The 23,983-nt window shown below is 55.0% G+C and carries 18 protein-coding genes and 1 tRNA gene; 11 read left to right on the top strand and 8 right to left on the bottom strand.

Translation table 11 applies throughout. From position 1 onward, the window contains the following. Positions 1 to 401 precede the first annotated feature (401 nt). From UP10_RS41775 to UP10_RS41765, 3 genes are read right to left on the bottom strand one after another with little or no spacing between them, the layout of a single operon-like run. The gene (locus tag UP10_RS41775; RefSeq protein ID WP_044592984.1) at positions 402 to 1,514 is read right to left on the bottom strand and encodes an acyltransferase family protein; all 1,113 of its coding nucleotides are present in this window, start codon (positions 1,512 to 1,514) and stop codon (positions 402 to 404) included. 12 nt (positions 1,515 to 1,526) lie between these two features. After that, entirely contained in the window at positions 1,527 to 2,705 is a 1,179-nt protein-coding gene (locus tag UP10_RS41770) for a GNAT family N-acetyltransferase (RefSeq protein WP_082077578.1), read from the bottom strand. Next, complete coding sequence (locus UP10_RS41765; RefSeq protein ID WP_044592982.1) at positions 2,705 to 3,517, bottom strand: glycosyltransferase family 2 protein; 813 nt, start codon at positions 3,515 to 3,517, stop codon at positions 2,705 to 2,707. Before UP10_RS41765 ends, UP10_RS41770 begins: the two co-directional genes overlap by 1 nt. A gap of 768 nt (positions 3,518 to 4,285) precedes the next feature. Between UP10_RS41765 and UP10_RS41760 the strand changes: the two genes are divergently transcribed. Beyond that, positions 4,286 to 5,122 carry an alpha/beta hydrolase gene (locus tag UP10_RS41760; RefSeq protein WP_082077577.1) on the top strand — a complete coding sequence of 279 codons (837 nt, stop codon included), beginning with the start codon at positions 4,286 to 4,288 and terminating at the stop codon, positions 5,120 to 5,122. 125 nt (positions 5,123 to 5,247) lie between these two features. Here UP10_RS41760 and UP10_RS41755 read toward each other — a convergent pair whose 3' ends face one another. Together UP10_RS41755 and UP10_RS41750 are read right to left on the bottom strand one after the other, a co-directional pair. Next, on the bottom strand, positions 5,248 to 6,552 hold the full coding sequence (locus UP10_RS41755; RefSeq protein WP_156180792.1) for an oligosaccharide flippase family protein: 1,305 nt from the start codon (positions 6,550 to 6,552) through the stop codon (positions 5,248 to 5,250). A gap of 409 nt (positions 6,553 to 6,961) precedes the next feature. Further along, positions 6,962 to 8,245, bottom strand: coding sequence for a hypothetical protein (locus UP10_RS41750; protein ID WP_044592979.1), 1,284 nt, complete (start codon positions 8,243 to 8,245; stop codon positions 6,962 to 6,964). A 536-nt stretch (positions 8,246 to 8,781) separates the two neighbouring features. Between UP10_RS41750 and UP10_RS41745 the strand changes: the two genes are divergently transcribed. Continuing rightward, positions 8,782 to 8,855, top strand: a tRNA-Cys gene (locus tag UP10_RS41745). Between the two features lie 24 nt (positions 8,856 to 8,879). On the opposite strand, the gene UP10_RS41740 is transcribed toward UP10_RS41745, so the two are convergent. Continuing rightward, positions 8,880 to 9,710 (bottom strand): ExeA family protein, encoded by an 831-nt coding sequence (locus UP10_RS41740; protein WP_044592978.1) that lies wholly within the window; start codon positions 9,708 to 9,710, stop codon positions 8,880 to 8,882. 329 nt (positions 9,711 to 10,039) lie between these two features. Between UP10_RS41740 and UP10_RS41735 the strand changes: the two genes are divergently transcribed. Both UP10_RS41735 and UP10_RS41730 read left to right on the top strand, forming a co-directional pair. Next, complete coding sequence (locus tag UP10_RS41735; protein ID WP_044592977.1) at positions 10,040 to 11,401, top strand: GumC domain-containing protein; 1,362 nt, start codon at positions 10,040 to 10,042, stop codon at positions 11,399 to 11,401. Positions 11,402 to 11,449: 48 nt separating this feature from the next. Then, on the top strand, positions 11,450 to 12,268 hold the full coding sequence (locus UP10_RS41730) for a CpsD/CapB family tyrosine-protein kinase (protein WP_044592976.1): 819 nt from the start codon (positions 11,450 to 11,452) through the stop codon (positions 12,266 to 12,268). A gap of 103 nt (positions 12,269 to 12,371) precedes the next feature. Here UP10_RS41730 and UP10_RS43825 read toward each other — a convergent pair whose 3' ends face one another. Together UP10_RS43825 and UP10_RS41725 are read right to left on the bottom strand one after the other, a co-directional pair. After that, positions 12,372 to 13,808, bottom strand: a complete 1,437-nt coding sequence (locus UP10_RS43825; protein WP_082077576.1) for an outer membrane beta-barrel protein — start codon at positions 13,806 to 13,808, stop codon at positions 12,372 to 12,374. 60 nt (positions 13,809 to 13,868) lie between these two features. After that, positions 13,869 to 14,453 (bottom strand): polysaccharide biosynthesis/export family protein, encoded by a 585-nt coding sequence (locus UP10_RS41725; protein WP_044592975.1) that lies wholly within the window; start codon positions 14,451 to 14,453, stop codon positions 13,869 to 13,871. A gap of 216 nt (positions 14,454 to 14,669) precedes the next feature. On the opposite strand from UP10_RS41725, the gene UP10_RS41720 reads away from it, so the two are divergent. The 7 genes from UP10_RS41720 (at position 14,670) to tnpC (ending at position 23,740) form a co-directional block, all read left to right on the top strand. Further along, positions 14,670 to 14,876 carry a hypothetical protein gene (locus tag UP10_RS41720; protein ID WP_044592974.1) on the top strand — a complete coding sequence of 69 codons (207 nt, stop codon included), beginning with the start codon at positions 14,670 to 14,672 and terminating at the stop codon, positions 14,874 to 14,876. Positions 14,877 to 15,180: 304 nt separating this feature from the next. Then, the gene (gene xrtD, locus UP10_RS41715; RefSeq protein ID WP_044593001.1) at positions 15,181 to 16,785 is read left to right on the top strand and encodes a VPLPA-CTERM-specific exosortase XrtD; all 1,605 of its coding nucleotides are present in this window, start codon (positions 15,181 to 15,183) and stop codon (positions 16,783 to 16,785) included. Between the two features lie 7 nt (positions 16,786 to 16,792). Next, positions 16,793 to 19,213: a tetratricopeptide repeat protein gene (locus UP10_RS41710; protein WP_044592973.1), complete on the top strand. Its 2,421-nt coding sequence runs from the start codon at positions 16,793 to 16,795 to the stop codon at positions 19,211 to 19,213. Positions 19,214 to 19,381: 168 nt separating this feature from the next. Then, entirely contained in the window at positions 19,382 to 19,975 is a 594-nt protein-coding gene (locus UP10_RS41705) for a hypothetical protein (RefSeq protein WP_044592972.1), read from the top strand. 1,302 nt (positions 19,976 to 21,277) lie between these two features. Further along, positions 21,278 to 21,670: an IS66-like element accessory protein TnpA gene (gene tnpA / locus UP10_RS46450; protein ID WP_044592971.1), complete on the top strand. Its 393-nt coding sequence runs from the start codon at positions 21,278 to 21,280 to the stop codon at positions 21,668 to 21,670. Further along, on the top strand, positions 21,667 to 22,014 hold the full coding sequence (gene tnpB, locus UP10_RS41695; protein ID WP_044592970.1) for an IS66 family insertion sequence element accessory protein TnpB: 348 nt from the start codon (positions 21,667 to 21,669) through the stop codon (positions 22,012 to 22,014). Before tnpA ends, tnpB begins: the two co-directional genes overlap by 4 nt. A 94-nt stretch (positions 22,015 to 22,108) precedes the next feature. Continuing rightward, positions 22,109 to 23,740 carry an IS66 family transposase gene (tnpC, locus tag UP10_RS41690; protein WP_156180809.1) on the top strand — a complete coding sequence of 544 codons (1,632 nt, stop codon included), beginning with the start codon at positions 22,109 to 22,111 and terminating at the stop codon, positions 23,738 to 23,740. Positions 23,741 to 23,983 lie beyond the last annotated feature (243 nt).

Here is a 23,983-nt window from a genome sequence, read left to right as displayed (position 1 = left end):
TGATCCCGCGGCCAAGCCTGCGTTCGAGGTCTCGAACCCGTTCTTCCGACTGCCCGGCCTCGGGCGCGCGCGACCACATCCTCGTCCGCCCGCGCCGCTTCCTTATGCCCCTCTTTCGTGGGCCGTCTCCATTGGAAGACCAGGCTCGGCGAGAGCCCGCGGCGACGGTCAACAAGGCCGGTTAGCACGCCCCCGGTTGCAGCGCCCCATTGACGACCAACGACTTCTGTTCCGTGGTGAGCCGACACCGGCGAGCAACGCCGGTGCGATGACTTCCATCTTCGCAGACGTCTCGGACACGAGTATGCCCCGGACTCGCTCCTCCGGCGAACGCTGATCTTCTGCCAAAACGGTGGGAAGTCCACATGGCCGAGACTATTTTTCCCTGAGAGGATTTCCGCTTATCTCGTCTTCGGCTCAGGAAAGAAAAACCGCTCGGCGGCGAACAGACGATATCTAAACTTTTGAGATGGTTTTTCCACCAGGTGCCACGAGAAGGCGGCAAGCAGGAATGTCACCGGAACAGCAAAAAACATGTTGAGCCACCATACGCGGCAAACCTGCAACGATACGTACAACGCCTGCTGAATTGGGAAACTGTAAAGATAAAGGGGGTACGAGTAGTCGCCTGATCGAATGATCGGATCTCGCTGAAGTCGAAATAACCCGAGCCAAATCGTAAGATAAGAAAGCGGGATTGAAGCAAGGACCATCAAGCTATTCTGCTGCGACAACAACACAAGGCCGACGAATACGGAGACGGCAGCCAGTCTCCCACTCCATTCAATTTTGTCGCGATAGAGGTAGGCACAGACACTGACGAGGAAGCATGGAAGCAACAACTGCCAAACATCATTTAGCTCCGCCGGTTTAAACGTCACGTAGACCAAATGGCCAATCACGATCATCGCGGTCGTAACCAAAAACCAAAGACGTTTCCGGTGGAGACCGAGAGCAGCCAATAAGGACAGGACCAAATAGCAATCGAGCTCGTACGGGATCGTCCAAAGCTGGGCGTTGACATAGCCAGATGGGTTATCGGCAAAAACGCCCGGCAAATGATAATGTATATATCCGATCACATTGAAGAAATATTTGTAGAAGTCAGGGTGCAGGAAATAATCGCGCAAAGAATACGAAGTATAAAATGGGCCAAGAATTACGGCGCAGAATATCGTATCGACGGCAAGTGCGGGCACAATGCGCAACGCGCGCAGGCCCACGAAAGTGACCAAAGTGCGACAGCGAATCAGGCTGCTGGCGATAAGAAAGCCCGACAAGGCGAAGAACATCGGTACGAGACATGTTATGAAGGGCCTGGAAAATCCCTGGAACAGTGCGAGCTGCGCTGGCTGCCCCAAGCAGACGATAACCGAATGGTCCAGCATGATAAGAAGCGCTAGGAGAACGCGAAGATAATCAAAGCCGGCTGGACGGTCGTCAATCGCCAGGCGATCTTGGAGCGTGATGCGTGCTCTAGCCGACGTAAAAAAGGACGCCTGTGCTTGATCCATAATTTACCTTCATTATTCGACATCGTCCGAGACGTTAGGGATTTGAAACTGATCAGTATTATTCAAATTGCTTTTAAGTTGAGCGAAGCGTTGGGTATTGCCGCGCAGGCGGAGAAACTCGTAAACTGAGTACATAGCCAGACGACCAAATCCTGAGGCGACCTCCACTCCATCCAAATATTGCACTACTTCAGGACGCCAGCGCGTTTTCGAACGGTCATTGCCAGTTGACAGGTTAACTCTTGTAAAGCTGTCTGTAATCGCTGATCGAAATATTTCGCCCAATAATACTGTCATTATACTATAACGGTCCCAGTCGATAGCATTCCCAGAGTGATAGAGGTAAAGCTGCTCGCCGAAGAGAAAGCCTATCCTGGTTGCAACAATCTCGCCCAAGATACCGATCGAGTATATGCGGAGCTGATCTCTCTTCGCCATTTCGACGCAATAGTCATTCAGAAAGCTTTGCTTTTCGGGATTAGCGAAGACATCGTAAGATCGTACCTTCGTACGCTCTTTATGTAATCGGTAGAACGCATCTAAAGCAGCGGGAACATCTGATGGGAATTTGGTAATCTGCAATTCAAACTTGTGTCCGTCACGATCGAGTTCTTTGAGAGAAGATCGCAGTTTTTTACGAACCCGCTTGGTCAATCCCGTCTCGAAGGCGCCCCAAGTCTTTGGGAGATCAATGAAATAATCAGGTATGTGGCGGGTCCAAAAGAACGTGCCAGACCTGTTGGGGCGTTCCGGCGTCGCGGTACCCTCCATGTACACACCCTGCCATCTGATCCAATCGAAGCCGAGACCCTCCTTATGTAAAAGGTCAGACAACTGCCCCAGCACACATGGCTGGTCCGACGGATTGCAGACCACTCCGCGTAGCTCGGTCATGTTCGGGTCTGCACCGAAGAATTGAATCTCTCTTAGCCGAATCGGCCCTCCCGCCGGTCGGTTTGTCCGCAACATCGGAGCGACAGCAATGAGGCGACCACCTGAATCACGGGCGGAGATCAGCAGCAATTCATCGCGTGAGAAGAAAGATCGCTTTCGGCAATGTTTCCACCAAAGCTCATTCCATAACGGACCCGTGAAGGGCACGGTTGGAGACAACGATCTGTGCAGACTTTCCCATTCGTCGCGAATAATTGAAAAAGCCTCGGCCCCGATATGCTTTTCCAACCGCAGCATTATATGACCCTAAACAAGGTCCGACACAAAATTCTCGCAGCAACATAATCTATGATGCCGTGCTGTGATAGGTATCCAGAGTGGATGCGCTTGTAGCTGTCTCGCACCTCAACATCGTCAAGGCCCGCTCCGTGCATGATCGACGCGTCCCATATTCGATATTGCAGCGTAACTCGTTCTGTGAACCAGCCGCCAAAAGACCTTATAGCCCGAGCGTAGAATTCGACATCCTCAGCAATCCGGAGACTCGGGTTGAAGCCCCCGAGCGCCGTAAGACATTCTCGCCGAATCATTGCAGCCCCGCAGACCAGCAAAGTCCGATCGAATGACAAACGCGCTGATGTGGCCCATCTCCCGCCAAGTCGTTGGGCCATACTCGCTCGGCGCGCCGCGCTGTCAAAAAACGCAAACTCGGCACTCAGCTTCTCCGCATTCTCTCCAAAGGGCTGGACACGGCCAAAAATCACGCCGGCGGCAGGGCGCGCCTCAAACGCCTTGACCATTGCGGCATAATGACCAACTGGTGCCTTGTCGTCATCGTCAAGAAAGTGGACGTAGCGCCCTTTGGCGAGAGGGATGCCCACATTTCGAACGAGCGACGGTCGACCACCGCTTGGCTGCGGATTTACCTCATATCGGATGCGTGGGTCACCAAAGCTCGAAACTACGGACTCTGCCGCCCGCTCGGGTGAGTCATCGACAACGATAACCTCAAGATCAATCTCGTTTTCGCACAACACACTCTCCAACATTTCTCGCAACACCAGTGGTCGCCGAAACGTCGGGGTAATGACCGATACGCTCGTCGTCATGATCTGTTAACCTGCCGAGTTAAACCGAAATATCCTCGAAGAAACAAACTCCTTTCCAAATGATAATTCATCGCGTTCTACTTATTTCCAAAATATGAAATCGTAAACATTCTTTGCTGTCGACGCAACTACGTTTGGCGTTCGACGATGATCCGTGACGTGCCTCACAGACTACAAGACTCTCGCCAGATTGACATGCTGGTTGTCTCACGTCTCACGGAGTTTTGTTAAAGCACCACCGCCGCTCGCCGTGGTCGCCTTCAAGGACCAGGGTTTAGTTGCACCATCGGCATTTTTTGATTGTATTCGCCGCGCTTATTCTATCCCGAACCTTACCGGAATCGCGGTTCGGCGCATCATGTTCAAATGCATTGAGCGTTGCACCAACCTCGTAGCGCCCCGAATTCGAGAGGACAATAATTGGGACACCTATGATGCATCCTGCGTCGGTGTTTTCACTAGCCTAGTTACTTGGCAATATAGACGAATCGTATGATCAGTGAAGAGCCTTTCGAAAAGTAAGCGCGGTAGGTTTAAGACTTGTGACAGCCAGACCCTCTTTGGATTACGGCGCCAAGCCGGCGTGCTTGCGGTCACCGTTATTGTATCACCGGTGCAGATATATGCTTACGGTTAACGCGGCCTCCTTGGCTAGCGAGGTGTCGACGACCCAAATTCCGCTCTTTTGGGCGACATCGGGCGGAAATCGCTCAGCCTCCGGCGCCGGCAGGAACCGAAGACGTCGAGTGCAGGAATCGACCTTTGAAGATGTTTAATCGGAAATTTTGGTTTTCGGTATTTGCCGTCTCCATGGGATTGGGATTGCTGCTGCAACAGCTACTTGTCGGCTATATCAGCACCCATCCACCACTTTTCTTGCCGCCAGCAGAATACCGACCGCCCTCGGGCCAGCCGTCCTCACGCGATATGGTCGAATTCGCCGCCGATACGATCGACGGAATTCGGCTCAAAGGCTGGTACACACCAGCACGCGAGAAGCCGTACACGATCGTGTTCTTCCACGGAAGCGGCGACGGACTAGCGACTGTCGCCGGATTAGCCCAGCCCTACGTTCGGGCCGGTTACGGAATGCTGCTCGCGGAATATCGAGGTTATAGCGGCGAGCCAGGCGTTCCGTCTGAAACCGGGCTCTACGACGACGGCCGAGCTTATCTACGCGCGTTGCAGGCAAACGGTATAGCTCCAAAACAAATTGTACTCTTCGGCCACTCGCTCGGTACCGGTGTCGCTACGCTGCTTGCTACAGAATATCCCGTCGGTGGGCTTATGCTGCTTTCACCGTTCCTGTCCGTCGACGCAGTCGCGGCGCGCCTGCATCCGCTCCTACCAGTTCGATTGCTGATTTCAGATAGTTTCGTCAATTTTCGACACATCGCAGCTACTCGTTGCCCAATACTCATCGGCCATGGGGGAATGGACAGCTTGATTCCGGTCGACCAGGCAAAGGCCCTGTTCACCCTGGCTAACGAGCCCAAGACCCTTAAGATCTTTCCCGCTGCCGGTCATCTTAATGCCTTCGACGACTTTTCGGACGCTGCGATCAATTGGCTCGACGCCCTTTCGGTAGAGTACGGCAAACGATAAATGCCGATTAGCACCGCAAAAGCCCCTCCTCCTCGTTCGGGCGGCCATCACGAAGCGAAACTTCTTTCAATCCCTGAAACGCGAAAATCCGCTCGCATTAGCGGAACCACGGAGCGTCGAAGGCCTCATTCTTTCCAAGTTTGTAGGTTGATGAAAAGCGACAGTACATCGATCCTACGCTGCAGCACCACAATCATTGTAATCGTAACGAATACTTCAATCGCAAGCACAGAGAAGGCTGAGCCTCGCAATCCAAAGAGGTCTGTTGAAACGAACATACCAATGACCCCAATTGCCGCCGTCGTCGCAAATATCCACATGGCGTGCCAATCCATGCCAAGCGGCATCATCGTCTGTATGCCCAGAATGTTTGACAGCGCAATTAAGAACGGCACAGCAGCCAATATGCGAAGGATCGGCACGGCTTCCGCAAAGGCGGCGCCCCCGGCCAACGATATAATAGTCGGCGCAAACACAAACAGTCCTAGTGACAGCGCTGCGGACAAGCCAAGCGTACCTTGAAAGAATATTCGCTTTGTCCAAGCCTCATCTTCCGCCGCCTCCGGCGTAGCCGCAATTCTGCAAACGAACGGGTAGATCGCAGTTATGATCGGTAAAGTGACGTTACCAACAACGTTGCGCAAACGATCCGCCAGGGCGAATGGACCGGCTGCCGCGGGTCCCAGAATGAAGTTGACGATGACAACGCCTGTCGAAGTGTAAAGGTTGATAGACGCGGTTGACAAAAAATTCGCAGCAGCGTCATGAATCGTCTGCCAAATCGCCTCCAACTTCGGAGCCCGCCAGTAAATTCCCTTGGTTCGCAGCACGCCGATCGAAGCAACCGCTATACCCGCGGCGGCGAAGGCATTTATTTCCACGTAGAGCAACACGTCAGAAGAAGTGTGGATGAACATGACGGTACATACAGTGGTCAAGACGCGGCCCACGACCTGCAGAATAGCGAAATCTCGCATCCGCTCGAGACCAAGAAACGCCCAGTCTGGGGTGATCGCGGTGAGGCATGCTTGCAAAACGATGAACGCGCTGATGAGTGTGTACTCCGACCCAGGACTGACGATGGACACAACCAGCATAAATCCTGCGGCCGCCATCGTCCCAAGCAATACCTGCATGCAAGCGACGGTCGACAGTGCGTTGGATAATTCGTCCGGACTATCTCGCAGTCTCACCACCAACCGCGGACCGGAAAGATTAAGCCCAAACGTGACAACCAAGCCAACGTATGCAGCGAGCGCGCTGATCGTCGCCAGCGTGCCAAATATTGAAGGTCCGAAAGCGCGCGTAACCACCAAAAGAGTTACGACGGCAAGGACATAATTGGCTAGCTGAATAACGCCAAGCCATCCGGCAACTCTGAGCAGTGCGCCAATCATGGCTAGCTGTGTGGCCCCGACGAGTGCAATCAACCGAGTCCTCGTAACACTCGCAAATAGGACGCGCAAGCGGTCGCGAGGCAGCGAATAAACTCCGGTAGATTCGGGAGAATTTTAGACCGCGGCGGGCGGTTTGAAGGATTTCGAACTTTTTTTGATCTTCTGCTAAAATCTTCGGCTAAAACTCGTGCAATTGCCGACGAGCCCGTCATTTATTGAAAGGCGCTTGGAATTCTCTCGATTTACCCATCGGCATCTGGCGGTTCGTGCGCCCTCCCGAAAAACGCATCATGCTTGCCGTTCGTGCGCCCTTCATCGTTTCCGATAGGATTTACACACTCTGGCGGTGCATTGAGATACTGCTTGCAGCCCCAGCGCGACAATTATCCTTTTTGGGTGGCAAGCTCCGGAATATAACAAGCAAATTCGAGATACGATCAAACTAAACAGATTCGGGCGAGTGGAGCAAACCTCCGAGCTGAGAGCGCGGGTGACGTACGAATCTAAAGGCCTCCAAGGCAAATTCTGCAACCGCCGGATTAGGATCATTGAGAGTTCGCATTGGGTCAGTGGCAGAACCTCCGCGATCAGATATCCAGCGGCGCCAGCGGAGTTGGTCCTCGGCGCTCATGGAACGAGTGAGCCGCTGGGCCGCCAGTAATAATACGGTAGGGAGTCGATGGAGGTAAGCGTCTTTTCGAACTCGCGCCTCTCTCGCTCGGCTGAGTTCCTGCTCCAGCTCGTTCCGATGTCCGGTCGCGGCCAGATAGGCAAGCCATGGCAAAGGGAGTCCGCGATCAATTTCGAACGCCATATGATTGTAGAATCGTGGATTGACGTCGATGAGCAGCCTTTGATCTCCGCACTGCAAGAACTCGGCGTCGAAAATGCCATAATAGCCGGCGCTTTGGAAAAGCGACCGTAACCGGCGATCGATTGCCTCATCGATTTCAGCATGCTCGAAGATCAGTCCCGGACCGCTGCCACGCGGCCGCTGAAGTAGCTTCACGCATGCCAACGAAGCGTACAGCTCACCGGTCTCGTTCACGAAGCCGTCGACAGTGTAGATGTTGCCCGTGCCGCATGCGTAGGTCTGGAGCATAGGCAAGTCAATATCTCGTACCTGATTGAGTATCTCAGCATCGTAAGTCGCCTGCCGACGTTGTGCTTTCCAGCATGGAAGTAGATCAGCGGGTTTGTCGACGCGTCTCCCTTTGCCGACTTCGCGTCCGAACACTTGGGCACGCGGCTTCACGTAAACCGGAAAGGAAAGCTTTTCGCCACTACGTTCAACGCAGGATTCGTTCTGTGGGACAAAGCTTGCCGGTCCGTCTAAACCCGCCTCTCTCGCGAGTTCGGCCAGACGCGCCTTGTCGAGAAGACCTATCAACGAATCGATGGGTGGTGTGTAGAGGCGATAGCAGCGCGCCAATACCTTCGAGTGAGCCGCAATTAGCCACGCGACTTCGTCGCTGGTGGGATAAAGAACATAACCTGGCCGCTCCGCACCGAAGCGTACAAGCCACGCAAGGAAGCGCGCCGCGTCTTTCGTACTTGGACACTTCACCGTCTGCGACACGTAACGAGACCACCGCGCGGGGGCGATCCAACTTTCGCTCGCGAGGGTAACCTTGACGCCGCGTGCACCCAAGTCCCGCGCTGCGGCCAGCGTCCCGCACCAGGTGGCGTCCGCGAGAAGAACTGGGGCCGACGTGAGGATGCTCACGTTGGACCACACGATGCAGCAAATCCCGAGAGGAATGTCGTCAAAACGATGCGATGTAATGCGTCAGGCACCAACACCAAGGCAGAACTGTTGTTACACTGCTCGAAAAGCGTGCCGAGTCCCTCGGAGGTCATCGCGTCTCATCCAAAAAAATGTCTGGCGTCGGCCAGTCGTAAAAATATTCACAAGAATACTATATAACCTTTCGATAATCTGTTTAAATAGCTGATGATTTGGTTAATATAGGTAGCCGGCCGGGTGACATCCTCTGCGAGCAAGCTTCTTGGCTGGAGGGCGCGCGATGGAAGCTGTTTGCGCGTCCGTCGGCGTGAATTTCTCAAGCGGTAAAGTCAAATGGCTGCACATGGCATTGCAGCTTTCCGCCATGTGGCCGCACCTCGGCCCGCTTCGGTGTGGGCTCTGCCGAGTAGCGAGGAAAGTCGCCCATCGCTCCAGGGCGGCCGCACAACGGCCAACCGATGCTCCAGTGCATCCGTTGCTAATCGCGGCTGTTATGTATAGAAGTTGTTGAGTGGGGCCACGTGGCGGAGTGGTTACGCAGCGGTCTGCAAAACCGTTTACATCAGTTCGATTCTGGTCGTGGCCTCCAATAAATTAGGAAAACTTCGTCGCTTCAAACAGGCTGCAGACCAAAGGGAAGGACACCGAACTCTGCCTTGTTTTGGATAACCGTGTCGACGAGTTCCGCAGTGATTTTTTCCACGCCGGCAGCGAATCCGTAGACCAGCGCCGTATCACAAAGGATGTTGATCGTGCGTGGAATGCCGCGGCTTGTATTGGCGATAATGTTGCACGCCTCGTCGGTAAACAATTCGTGGTGAGATCCGACGGCGCGCGAACGAAAGTCGATGTATTCGCCGACTTCCCGCATGTTCAAGGGCTTGAGATGGAAGTCCGATGACACCCGTTGCGCAAATTGCAGCAGTTGGGGCGCACGAAGCATGTCCTTCAACTGCGACTGGCCGACAAGGATAATTTGCAGGAACTGCTGCTTGTCGGTGTTGACGTTGGAAAGCATTCGAAGCTCTTCGAGTGCCTCAAAACCCAAGTTCTGCGCCTCGTCGACGATCAAGATCGTCCGGCGCCCCTTTGAAAATTGATCGTACAGGAATTGTTGGAACCGCTTGAACAAAGCCGGATGTGAACCTTCGAAGGGCTGGCCCAACGACATCATGATCCATTGTAGAAGCCCATCCTGACCACGCGGCGTGTTCGAAATCACGCATGCGGTGACTTGATCGTCGAGCTTTCGCAAAAGGTAGCGGACAAGCGTTGTTTTACCGCAGCCGATTTCGCCAGTGATCACAGTGAAGCCGGCGCTATTCATTACGCCAAACTCAAGCATGGCAAATGCCAACCTGTGATTTTGGCACCAATAGATCAAATCCGGATCCGGCAAAATCGAGAACGGCTTCTCCCGAAGCCCATAAAACGCCTCATACATCGAACGACCCTGAGGGATGCGAAATGATTGCTTAGCGCAAACGAATAGACGAATAACCTCCTGAAGGGAAACATTTATAGTCGCTTTGATTAAGATTGATGGCGATTGTGCCTCGTGAGCTCGTCCAGGAACTAGCTCGCCAACTTTTGGATGGGTCCGCCGTAAACCCGGCGGCGCGTGCACATTCCAAGGCCACGATATGTCACGTTAATCATTAATAGATTTCTTCTTGTGCTCGAATCGGGGACGTTCTATAAAAACGTATAGCTAGCTCTTTTTTAATGGAGCATTGGACAAGGGAGGCTATTAATTTCAATCGAGGAACAGGGATGCTTCAAACGCTTGGTTCAGATGAATCCTATCGTCCCAGTGACCCTGCTTTTGGTGAGGATCATGCTCAGAGCCTAGGGTTTGGCCACTATATCGATATCCTAAAAAGAAGATTTTTCTATTTCTTGCTCGCCTTTGGTGTTGTTTCTATTCTTGGCCTATGCTTGGCAGCAATTCAAAAGCCAAACTATCTTTCTGAGGGAAAGATCTTGGTGGAATCCCAAGTGATCGCCCCGGATCTCGTCGGCCCCGCTGTCACGGCTGCTGGCGGTGAACGTATTCAGCTCATTCAGCGCATCCAGCAGCGCGTCATGACGAGGGACAATCTTCTCTCGATCGCGAACAGGTTCGGGTTATTCCCCAAGCGGCCAGACGTTCTGGACTTGATGCGCGAAAGCAGCCTGATCAAGCCTGCAGAAATCGCGGGAGCGCGGCCGTCAAATGAACCCTCGATCGCGTTCACAGTCGGCTTCGAATACGAGAGGCCGGAGCTCGCCATGAGAGTGGCTAGTGAGTTCGTCTCGTTGATAATCAATGAGGACGAGCGCTTGCGGACCAGTCGATCGACAGAAGCGGTAAGAATATTGACGAGCGAAACAAAGGGCATCGAAGACAAGCTCGATTCCACGCAAACGCAGATATTTGAACTTGCGCGGCAGCCGCGTGAGGATGCCTCGCAGATATCGGAGCAGGAAAGGTCGCGATTGGCTGCGCTTGCTGCGCTAAAGGCAGAACTTATTCAAAAAACGGCAGTGTATTCGGAAGCACATCCCGCCGTAATCGCGCTAAAAAAAAGAATAACCGCGATGGAAAAAGACCTTGCGCAGCAAGCACCGTCAAAAGTTCAATCGACGCGTGCTGATGACATTGAAGCCCTTAAACGACAAAGGGAAGCGCTTGAGAAGCGTCTTGCTGAAGCAAACAGCAAACTTGCGACGGCACGCCTAAGCGAGAAATTGGATCGGGATCAGCAGTCTGAGCGCCTGCAGATAATTGAATTGCCGCCGCTACCGGAAAAGCCCCTTAAGTCGAATAGGATTAAGTTAGTCGGAATAGCTTTCGCTGCGGCTGCGGCGCTGGGCATCTGCGCCGTCATCGCGGCCGAACTATTGGATGGCTCGATACGTAGCCGCCACCAGCTAATAGGGCTGATACCTAACACTCTAATCGTCTCTATTCCATATATGACGACACGCGGAGACGAAATACGAGCGAGAGTGAGGGTCATCATTGGTGCCGTCAGTGCGGTCATGCTTTTGATGGTATTAGGCGGATTGTTGATCGTGGTCTTCCTATATCTGCCGCTTGACTTGTCCTTGCTCGAAAAAGCGGCAGTTGTTTTTCGCGCGCCCACCCAATAGCTGTTCAGAGATCAATCATCAACGCCCTTGGCGTGGGAGAGTCCAATAGTGGAAAACATCCGACAAGCAGTTGAGCGTGCTAAGGGGCAGCCACAAAAGCAGAGCGGCGTCGGCTTCGAATCTTCAAAGCAAAAAGCAACGCACGTTTTTGGCGATGTCCACGCGAGTAAGAAACACGCTCACGAAGTACAACTTGATCTTGCGCATCTGCGATCCCAACGAATAGTCGCGTTCGATGGAAGGGATGACCGTTCAAGGCCATTTGATATGTTGCGAACCGAGATCCTGCAGTCGATGGACCAGAAGGGTTGGAAGACTCTGGCCGTTACGTCTCCCACACCGAGCTGCGGCAAAACTCTGACCGCCATCAATCTCGCTTTGAGCGTGGCCCGGCAACCCGAACGCGAGGTTTTTCTGGCGGACCTGGATTTGCGGAAGCCACACGTCGCAAACTCTCTGGGCCTAAAGTGCACCGAAGGGATCGTCGGCGTCATCGAAGGTCGCATCGATATGGATACCGCAATCATCCAGGCGAGGATCGGCGCGAGTAGATTGCAGGTTTTGCCCACAGCACCGGCTTCAAACCCTTCCGATTTGGTGGGCTCCGGTGCGATGAGGATGATGTTGGAGGAGGTCACAGGACGCGCTCCATCCGGGATCGTAATCCTGGACTTACCTCCCATCCTGACCGGCCACGACGTTATTTCGATCTTGCCTCAGGTGGATTGCGTATTGTTTGTTGCTGCCGTCGGCACTTCGAAGGTCTCGGAAATTGAGGAATGCAACAAGTATCTTGCTGAGACCAACTTGGTTCGATTTGTGCTGAATAAGGTACCTGTCTCAACAACAAGTTACGGCTACTATTGAGAAGTGTAACCAAACCAGTAAGGAACCGATCGAGGTCAGTTTGTGGGCGCGAACGATTCCGGGCGAGCATGCCTCCTCGGCGAAGGAGCCCCAATTCCAAACGTCAAAACTTGTAGGTTGCGCCCATAACACCATAATTACTGGTTAGACTCGTCAGTGGAGCATTGGATAAAAGGCTCGTAAAGCGATACTCCCACGTAATCGACAAATTCCGCCAGATATCGTATCTAAGTGTTGCGTCAAGCACCCAGGAATTATCCAATCTGGAACTGTCGATATATTCGATGCGACTGTACGCCAATTGGCAATTCGCAAACCATTGCGGTGTAATCTCGTAGCTCGATCGCAATCCGGCAGATGTGACTTGCGTTGATGAACCTATCGAAACCTGTACCGCAGTCAGCCCCGGGAGAGTCAGCGCCAGATTTGTCGAGGATGATGTTTGTGATGCGATATTGGTGGTTCTGTCCAGGGTTCCGGTGAGCGTCCACGTCGTGGTCGGATTGTAAGTAAGCGCGCCCCCGTAGACGTAACCTCCGGCTGTTGAGCCGTCGACTTCAGACCCCTGATGTCCAATATACACTGATCCGCTGAATAGCTCTAACGGGCGCGTGCCCAATCCACCTACAACTCGATAAGATGTAGTCGTACGGGATGGCGTCGATGTCACCGATAATGCTGTGGCCGAGCCGAAGGTAGCATCCGTCGCGACGGTACCGACAGAACCATTTGAATATGCATATATTAGCGGACCGAGCCAAAAAGCCGCATTTTCTGTCAAGGTTCTGCTGGTGAAATCGGGCTGTATGCTTTGATTGTCAAAGTTTGTGCGACCGATCGATGCGCTCAAGCTCATGATGCCACGGTTGAAAATCTTGTCGATCGTAAATGTGCCCGTATATTGATTGAAGGGGTTTACCACTAGCGGAATGCTGCTTCCGGACGCGACATTGACCTGTCCCGTCGGCTGCCCAGTTGGCGAAAGTATCGTTCCGTTCGGCAAGACGGTGTTGCCATTGGGCAAGACGGTGGTTGCGGGCGCGGCAGCCGGAGTTTGGATTGAATTTTGAAGGCCGGTGGACCACGTTGTGTGGGCATAGTTGCCATTCACAGTGAAGATGAGATCCCGCATAGCCTCATATTTTTCAGTAAAGCCTGTCCGCCCATCGATCGTGTTTACGGCGTTGTCGGTGGGATAGGCTTGTCGATCGATATTTCCATAAAGCGTCGTCGTGTGAATGCCGTTGGTCCATACCGCCGTCAAACTGGGCGCTATCCCTATTCCAGGAACGGAGATTGGACTTTGGGGACTCTGAAACAGATTGTCCGAATAGAGCGAATAGAGGCGCAACGTCGGATAAAGCTGCCATCCGTCAATTGCGATTGCGTCGGGGTCCCTTGCCGAAGGGTTGTTTAGCGGAACGTCCAGTGGCGGAACGGTTTGGGCAGAGGACTGCGGAATCAACGCGAACAAAAACGGCACGCAAAAGGGCAGCCGCGCAGCAAAGTTTTTGGATCGCCTCGGTAGCTTGCAGAGCATGGAATATTGAGACCCACTTATCACACCTCGGAATTGACGGCGGATCAGGCCTAACACCGCTTAGAAATATCGCTCGGGCACTCGAATCAAATCTCCCGGCGCAATTGGCACGGCCTCCGTAAGAGGATATTCCTTCCAAATCCCCTCCCCGCCGTGCCGTATGAGAACAGCGGACCTGCTCGCCCGGTACGTAAACCCGCCCGCCATCGCGACCGCCGAATGCACGTCAAGACCGCTCCGGAACGGGTACTCACCGGGACGAAGCGCTTCACCTAGCACGTAGAATGGCTTAAATTGGACGATGGCTACCGTCACTTTGGGATCCTGTAGATACCCGCCGCCTCGATATCTATCCGCTACCTCTCTTCCGAATTGCTCTTGCTTTTTCCCCGACGCCCGAATTAACCCGATCAAGGGCATCGCGACGTAGCCCGTGGGATTGACGTCATACTCCCCGGTGAGCGTCTCTTCTCCATACACGGTGATCTTGACCCTGTCGCCAGGTTGCAAGATGGAGGCCACCGACGCTTGTGAAGGAGCGACAGGCGCTACGGCTACCTCGACCGGCCCATAATCGGTGTAGCACCCCTCCAACAGCAATCCAGCCAGCAAGACGATCGCCAATCTCAAGTATCGAACTGCCATGGGTCGGCGCCTTCAATGAGGACCAGATGTCGGAATCGGAACGATTTCTTGACTTTCGACCAATCTACGCCGGTGATTCACCAAACGCTGTATCAATTTAGCCACACCTAATAAATCACTTCCGGAAGTCGCCCGCTCCCCCGGCAACAGGGGCGAACGCCGCAGGCCTCCCGGCACGGCCTCCCGGCACGGACCTGGGTCCTTCGCAGGGCCAAGATGTTCAAGACGGCATTCTTGCGCAAGATGGCTCGCCGCGGCCTGCGCGGCGTCAAACTCGTCGTTTCGACGCCCACCAGACATCAAACCCCCGCCGGCATGGGCTCACGCCAGCTGGCGCTGGCAAACGCCGGTAAGGGCGGCCGGCGAGCCGTTTCCGCCTTCATCGCTGCAGCGTCCAATACGACGCGATCCACCTGCGAATAGGCTTTCGACGGCTAAGCAGGCCGCAAAACTTATTATCACACTAACCGTATTTAATCTTGCGATTCGATCCCGGCGCGCCAACCCAGCCACATGGTCATCAGACAGACCCAGTTCCGGCAAACGCATGAATCACATACCGCGTGCAATTAACCCTTGCGTCAAGCTCGCCCTTACCGACCCGGTTGAATGCTAAAAAAATCCCACAACGGCTGACGCTTGCTGTATCTGGTGCTTGTGTCTTAATACTGCGATTATGAGGGGTTTTTCAGTTGAGCTTTTTGTTCAGTTGGACGATGGCTTTGTAATGTCGCTACAGTCCGTTGCATACCCGAAGATTACGCCTGTTCCTGCGTGGATATTGGGAACCATAGCGGCGCTATTGGCGGTGATCGCGTTCCAAGGAGCTCTTGTAGAGTTAGTCAGGCGCTGGACCACGCAGGAGGAATACAGCCACGGCTTCTTGATTCCGGTGGTAGCGGCGTGGCTGCTGTGGACACGTCGAGACGCCCTCCTCGCAAGCGTTGGTGCGCCAGCATGGTCTAGCGTACCCTTTATCTTTCTTGCGATGATCATGAACGCCCTCGGCGTAGCGAGTGCGATACTCATCCTGTCGCAGCTGGGCTTCATCGTTGTTCTGCTGGGAATCATATTAGCGATCGGAGGATATGCTCTGCTCCGAACCGCATTTTTTCCCGTCATATTCCTTATATCTGCAATTCCGCTTCCCTATTTCGTCAACTCCCATCTATCGCTACAGCTTCAGCTGATTTCGTCACGGCTTGGAACTTTCTTCATCGGGTTGTTTCAAGTCCCTGTCTACCTCGACGGAAACGTGATCGATCTCGGCCTTTATAAATTGCAGGTCGTCGACGCCTGCAGTGGATTACGCTACTTGTTTCCCCTTCTCAGCCTGAGCTTTCTGGCAGCGTATCTGTTTCGTGCGCCGATCTGGCAGCGTGCGCTGGTGCTGCTGTCCAGCATACCCATTTCGATTCTGATGAATGGTTTCAGGATCGGCATGGTTGGAGTGACCGTCGACCGATGGGGTCCTCAAATGGCCGACGAGGTGCTCCATTTCTTCGAAGGCTGGATTGTTTTCCTGGCATCGACCCTTCTCCTGACCTTTGAGATCTATGTGCTTGCCCGCATTTCGGGCAGAGGTTTTCTTCAAGCAATCCATGCGCAGACCGGCACAACTCGATTGTCCACTACAGCAAGCAGGGAAGCATTCGATCGCTGGCCACTCTATGCGTCCTTGCTCCTGATCTGCACGACTGTGCCGGCAGTCTCCTTAATTGCGAACAGGCCGGAGGTGATTCCGGAGCGCAGCCGATTTGTAACTTTCCCCGCAACAATCGGAGAATGGCACGGACAGCCGTCATTGCTGGATCCGCAGACCGAGCGCAGCTTGGCGATGGAAGATTACATCTTGTCGGACTACAGCAATCCGAATGGAAAAATCGTCAATCTTTACGTCGGCTATTATGCCTCGCAGCGAACAGGAGAATCGCCGCATTCTCCGCTGTTTTGCCTACCCGGTGATGGCTGGTCCATAATTAAGCTTGAACAAGCAACCTACGACGCCGAGCATCCCATCAACCGGGCGCTTATTGAGAAAAATGGGGAGAAGCAGCTCGTATACTATTGGTATGAGGAGCGTGGTAGATGGATCGCAAGCGAATATACGACGAGGAAGTGGTACCTGCTGCCCGACGCCATCCTCAAGAATAATCGATCAGACGGGGCGCTTGTGCGACTGATCACCCCCATTCTGCCGAGCGAACTCGAACGGGATGCGGACGGCCGGCTGAAATTGTTTATGCATGATCTGCTTCCGAGTTTGACGGGCTATTTACCTCCATCCGCTGCGCCTAAACCGCAATCGAGTATTCGACCGACAACACCATAAGAGCAACATGTTCAAATCATTCGGCGGGCACTGCCCAACCATCCAGAAGGTCTTTGTCATTTTATCAGTACTTCAGCTCACCGGCTGCGGGTCACCTGAGGACCGTGCGAAACAATACTACGAGCACGGGTTAAAGCTGCTCTCAGAACACGACAACGCGAAGGCGGCCCTCGAGTTCAGAAATGCTGTAAGGCTCAAAGGTGATCTGATTGGAGCGTGGAAAGCCCTAGCTGAGATCGACGAGAGCAACCGCAATTGGCAAGGCGTCGTAACGGATTTGCGAAACATGGTGACATTGGCTCCCAACGACGCTTCGGCGAAGTTGAAGCTAAGCAAGCTCCTGCTTCGTGCGGGGTCGACTGACGAAGCGCTCAGATTGGCCAAGGCTGGCATTGAGATGGACAATCGCAGTGCGAATTTCCACGCCTTGAAGGCGGCCATATCCCTCAAGTTGAATGACCACTCGGACGCAGTCCGTGAAGCGAACATCGCACTCGAAGTCAATCCTGGCAACGCTGACGCTTTGATGGTTTTGGCTGTCGATCAGCTGGGCAGAGGTGATGCAAAGGGCGCTCTGCAGCTTCTGCAAGGCGCGCTTTCCGTTCAGGCAAAGGATCTTGAAAGTATTCTCGGTTTTCAATTGCTAAAAATTAGGCTGCTTAGACAGACGGGGGATCTAACGGGTGCTGAAGCAACGCTCAAGAAGGTTATCGAACTGAATCCGATGGAAATCGGCTACCGCAAACTCTTGATTGATCTGTACGTGGAAGAGCGTCGTACCGACCACGCGGAGAAGGAATTGCGAAGCCTGGCGGCTGTAAACTCATCGGATCCCGACCCCGTACTGGATCTGGCTCGATTTCTGTACAGGATAAAAAAGGACCCGGCTGCCGCGCGACAAGAGCTCAACACCCGTATCAGCACAGCGGAAGATAGTTTCCCGTTCCAGATTGCGTTGGCCGATATGGATGTTGCAGAGGGCAAGCTAACGGACGGCGAGCAATTGCTCGAAAAATTGATCCGAACGGCCAATTTACCTGAACACGTACGAACGGCAAAAACAGCTCTAGCTCAAATATATCTGGGCAAAAAAGATTTCGATTCTGCAGAGAAACTGGCGACCGACGTTCTCAGTGGCGATGCTCACAACGTGTCCGCCTTAAGACTTCGGGCCTCTATACATCTGGAACGGGCCCAGCTTGACCTCGCCATTACCGATCTGCTCGACGCTCTCAACTATCAACCGCGCTCGGTCGACTTAATGTCGCTGTTGGGCACCGCCTACGAGCGCAGCGGATTGATCGAACTTGCAGACAAGCAGCTCGCGGACGCGGCCCGGTTGTCAGACGTCGAGCCGAAAGTCAGCCTTGACTATGCAGGCTTTTTGCGGCGTCGTGGAAATATTGCTCGCGCGGAGGAGGTCCTGGTCGGCTTGGACAAGCGGCGGCCGAACGACATCAAGGTCTTGTCCGCGCTGGGGCAGGTTAGGTTGGAGCGCCAGAACTGGAGCGGCGCGCAGCAAATAGCAGCGTCGATACGGCAAGTGGGCAATTACGGCGGTATTGCCGACGAGCTGCTGGGCGCGGCCTTGATCGGAAGCAAAAAATACGACGAAGCGATCGCGGCCTTCAAAAGCGCTTACAATGCCGGGCCAAACCGAGCGCACGCAATGAATTCCCTGATTGGCGCATTCCTCGAGGCGCACAAAACGGATGAGGCGATCAGTTTCCTGAAATCCGTCCTCGAGAATGATCCCAGCAATGGAAATGCTCTTGCGTTGCGGGGTTCGATTCAGCTTTCGAACGGTGCACCCGACCTGGCCCTCAAAGACTTTTCCGCTGCGATAAAGGCGCAGCCAAACGACACAGTCGGATACCGCGCCTTGGCTGATTTCTACATGAATCAGAAAAACTATGCTGAGGCGGTCAAGGTCGCCCAAACCGGGATTCGGCGGCAGCCCAATGCGGTGGCGTTGCATATGATCCTCGCCAATGCATATGAGCAACAAGGAAACTACGAAGCCGCCGACGCGGAATATGAAAGCATTTTGAGGATAGAGCCTGGAAACCTGATTGCGGCCAACAATCTGGCCAGCCTTCTCTTGGATCATCGGGACGACGAGGCAAGCTTGAAAAAAGCCCAAGCACTCGCTGCAATTCTTCGGAAGTCGGAGGTACCGCAATTCAAGGATACGCTTGGATGGGCGAGTTATCATCATGGTGACTACCAAACGGCAGTTTCGTTGTCGAAAGCGGCTGTCGCTGCCCTGCCCGATCAGGCAGCGGTTCACTACCATCTCGGCATGAGCTACATCGCGATAGGCGAACCGACCAAGGCATCCGAACAGCTCAAGGAAGCGCTAGAGTTAGCCCCGAATAATCAGCTAACGGAGATAATACGTAATGGATTGAAGAAAGCCGGATCATAATCCAGTTGGCGAATTATATATATTTTACAAGAGCTTATGTAATTAAATTTAACACCGCGCCGTATCGCCACGGATTAATTGTGGGCAATCTCCCTGTCGTTAAAAATAACTAGTCAACGCGGGTTTGGTTATGGTAATCAGGCGGTTAGGAAGAATGGGAGTTAGGGTATGAGGAAGTTAGGCATCACACTCTTTGGGCTGGTTCTTTGTCTAGCCGTACCAGCAAAAGCGTCCACTGTTGAATACGCCTTCCAGTTCACTGGAGCTGGCTTCAGCGGGAGTGGCGACATTTTCGTCAATTCGCAATTGGTTGCCGGCGGTTACGACATCACAAATATTACCGGTTCAATCGTCGGCCCCTCGTCAAGCAGCACTGGAGCGATCACCGCACTCGATACGCAGCCCGGAACTCCAAATGCCCAAGGGACGTATACTGATCCGTTGACGGGCCTACAATGGCTCTACAACGATGTGTTGTATGCGGGCAGTATTCCGTTCGACAATAATGGAGTACTTTTCAACTTCGGCAGCAAAGACGTCGGTAATATCTATTCCGTCGGCACTCAGCTCTATCTTTCGGTCAGCAATCCCATCTCGGACTATGACCCCGGCGTCAAGATCGCGTTAAAAGTAGCGCAGACTCCTCTTCCGGCCTCCCTGCCGATGTTTTTAGCTGCCATCGTCGGTGTATTTTTTGTGATGCGCAGGAAGAAGCATACGTCCGGCGCGCACCTCGATGTTGGACACGTGGCAGCGACCTGATCATCAGATTGTTCGGCTCGTGGATCGAGGTCCGACCGTCGTCTTTTGACACCTAGGTTACCGCTAGAGCCTCGATCCGATGAAATCGGACCGAGGCTCTAGTTATTTGTTTGACACGTTTTTCATAGCATCAAGACTCACCTTGAATGAGTTCCAAAATGAGCCCCAATAGCGAAGTTGACGCCCTCCACGCGCACCGACGCACCTGACTTTCATTGGTGATGCTCCGCCAAGTGGCGAGGCTCAGCGTATTGAGCTAAGTTCTCGGCCCCGACGCACCATAGCAACGTTGTGCGTTTGGTCCGACGCGAATCTAGGAAGGCGTATCGCCGTGAACGTCAGCGAAATCCGGCTCCGTAGCATCACCCGAGCACTCGGGACTCGTCGCGACAAACGAACGAAAATGCCCGCAGTTTTCGCGGCAGCCGCCGCGCTTGCGTTATTTACCGACTGCGCGATGGGACAAACGACCCCTACGAACTCTTCCGCCTCTTCGACCATCCCAACCAATCCGTCCTCTTCTTCGACAGCCCCCAATAACCCCTGTGACCCTTCCAATCCAACCAGTCCCTGTTACTCCACGAACGCTCCTCGGAATCCTTGTTACTCCGCAGCAGCGCCGGACCAACATTGTTCTACTACAGACACGCCAAACTCCCAGAGTTCGCCGTCACCGGCCGCTACAACAAAGCGCGAATAGCCGCGCCTCCACTGATGATCAAAGACCGCAATTGAGGTGAAAGGGTATGCAGACGTTTTTAGACTGCAAAAAGATGTCGAAGGAGTTTGGCGAGGTGAAGCGGCCAAAGATCGATCACCTGCGAATGTAAAACTTAACGTAACTGACTGCGTCACTGCCGCATGAGACGTATTGCCCGACCCTGCCTCTACGGCAGTTATCCGAACGATCTAGCGCCTGAAGGAAGACTTCAGCTTCCACGCAATCCCGCAAATGCCCTACGGGTCTGCGACCGCGAGATAGTCCTTCACGGTGATTCCGAGTGTTTTCAGCACAGAATTCGCGTCGATTCCAAGTTACCGCGGAAATCCTCGTTACTCTGGGGGCAACGGGCCGTGTGAACCACCAGCACGCCTTCCTCCCGGACTTCGCCCACGCCGGCGCCAGATGTCGCCACAACACATCAAACTGAGATCTACGCCCATGAATGTAACCCTCGATCTCGAAGGCGACGTTACTGACAACTAGGCTAGTTCGGGGTAACCCTCCGGCGAGGACCGCCTTCCGGGCGGCAGCCTTGCCCGCGATAGTTTGCTGATTGATTTGCAAGCAAATGAGCAAACGTGAGCAAGGTTTCGATTCTGTCGGGGCCGGAGCGACGGCGACGATGGTCGACGATCGAGAAGCTTCGGATCGTTGAGGAAAGCCAGACCCCTTCGGCGAGCGTCGTCGATGTGGCACGCCGGCATGATGTGCATCCCAATTTGCTGACGGTTTGGCGGCGGCAGGCCCGAGCGGGTTCATTGGGAGCCGTGGCGCCGCGGCAGGAGAGCGACGTGCAATTTGCGGCAGTCTCGATTGCGCCGGAGCCGCCGGCATTGGCGGCTCGTGCCGGAACCAGTGGGACGATCGAGATCGCGTTTTCCAGCGGAGTGCAACTGCGGGTCACGGGCGCGGTCGATCCCGCGACGCTGACGGCAGCGGTGGCTGCGCTGTCGGGTGGACGGGCCCGATGATCCCATTGCCGAGTGGGGTGCGGGTGTGGCTTGCCACCGGCCATGCCGATATGCGGAAGGGCTTCGCCAGCCTGGCGCTTCTGGTGCAGGAGGTGCTGAAGCGCGATCCGCTGAGCGGGCATCTATTTTGCTTCCGGGGTCGGCGCGGCGATCTGTTGAAGGTGATCTGGCATGACGGCCAGGGCGCCTGCTTGTTCACCAAGCGGCTGGAACGTGGTCGGTTCCTGTGGCCGAGCGTGGCCGACGGCATGGTGACGATCTCACCGGCGCAGCTCGGCTATCTGCTGTCGGGAATCGACTGGCGCCATCCGCAGGAGAGTTGGCGTCCGACCTCGATGGGGTGAGGATTCTGCTTGCGGCTATTGATGGATATGATTCCATCGGACCGTGACCGACGCACCTGAATCGCTCCCCACCGATCTTGCTGTTGCGCATGCGATGATCCTCGCCGAGCGCGCCGCGCGAGTTGAGGCGGAGGTACTTGCGGCAAGGGCGCAGGCTGCGGCGGTGAGTGCCGAGGCCGACGCCGCCAATGCGAGAGCGGATCTATCAAGCACGGAAGCGCTGATCAGCCACTACAGGCTCGAGATCGAGAAGCTGCGGCGCCAGCTTTATGGCACCCGTTCCGAACGCACGGCACGCCTGCTGGAGCAGATGGAGCTGCAGCTCGAGGAACTGGAAGCAACCGCCACCGAGGATGAACTGGCGGCCGAGCAGGCAGCGACGAGATCGTCGACCGTCCAGTCCTTCCGGCGCAAGCGGCCTTCCCGCAAGCCGTTCCCCGACCACCTGCCGCGCGAGCGCGTCGTGGTGGCAGCGCCGGCCTGCTGCCCCTGCTGCGGCTCGGACCGGCTGTCGAAGCTTGGCGAGGACATTACCGAGACGCTGGAGGTGGTTCCGCGGCAGTGGAAGGTGATCCAGACCGTGCGCGAGAAGTTCTCCTGCCGGGCCTGCGAGACGATCGCGCAGCCCCCGGCGCCGTTCCACGTGACGCCGCGCGGCTTCGCTGGGCCGAGCCTGCTGGCGATGATCCTGTTCGAGAAGTACGGCCAGCATCAGCCCTTGAACCGGCAGAGCGAGCGCTATGCCCGGGAAGGCATCGATCTGAGCCTATCGACGCTGGCCGACCTGGTTGGTGCCTGCACGAGCGTGCTGCAGCCGCTGCACGCCCTGATCGTGGCGCATGTGCTCGGTGCCGAGCGCCTGCACGGCGACGACACGGCCGTGCCGATCCTGGCGAAGGGCAAGACCATCAAGGGACACATCTGGACCTACGTCCGCGACGACCGTCCCTTTGGCGGCCGAGCCCCGCCGGCAGCGCTGTATTATGCCTCGCGCGACCGGCGGCACGAGCATCCCGTGCGGCATCTGACAGCCTTCAGCGGCATCCTGCAGGCGGATGCCTACAACGGCTACAATGAGTTGTACGATCCCTCGCGCGCGGAGGGGCCGATCACGTCGGCGCTGTGCTGGGCCCATGCCAGGCGGCAGTTCTTCGAGCTGGCGGACATCGCCGCCAATGCAAGGCGAGGCCAGAATGCGGGAGCGATCTCGCCGATCGCGCTGGAAGCAGTCAAACGCATTGATGCCCTGTTCGGGATCGAGCGCGGCATCAACGGCGTTGCCGCTGCCGAGCGGCTGAGCATCCGCAAGGAGCAAAGCGCGCCGCTGCTGCAGGCTCTGGAAGCCTGGTTGCGCGAGCAGCGGGGCCGCCTGTCGCGCTCGGCCTCGGTCGCCGAGCCGATCGACTATATGCTCAAGCGATGGGATCGGTTCGCTCACTTCATCAATGACGGCAGGATTTGCCTGACCAACAACGCTGCCGAACGAGCCCTGCGCGGCTTTGCCCTGGGCCGCAAGTCCTGGCTGTTCGCCGGCTCAGATCGTGGTGCCGAACGGGCCGCCGTCATGGCCACCTTGATCATGACGGCCAAGCTCAACGACATCGACCCGCAGGCCTGGCTTGCCGACGTGCTCGCCCGGATCAACGACCACTCTCTTCACAGGCTGGATGAGCTTCTGCCCTGGAACTGGCGTGACCGAAACAAGCGCGTCGATCACGCTGCCTGAGTGACCGCTACGCGGTCCTCACCGGATGCTTACAGTTCGGGCTAGGGTGACCAATCTAGTCTGGCCTGCACGCAGGCCAGCCAGCCGACGCGCGCCCACACTTCAGGCCGGAGACACTTCGGGACGTCGCACCGGGATGATGCACTGGCTAGATGCGCCTGGATTGGCCGATTTTCAGCCTCGCAAGAATCTGTTGGTACGTCTCGCGTGTCGTCAACCCGAGAATGAAACCCGCTTGACCTG

This window comes from Bradyrhizobium sp. LTSPM299 (assembly GCF_000938235.1).
GTDB lineage: Bacteria > Pseudomonadota > Alphaproteobacteria > Rhizobiales > Xanthobacteraceae > Bradyrhizobium.
The sequence above is the reverse complement of the archived record's forward strand: the minus strand, read 5'-3'. Positions and strand labels throughout refer to the sequence as shown.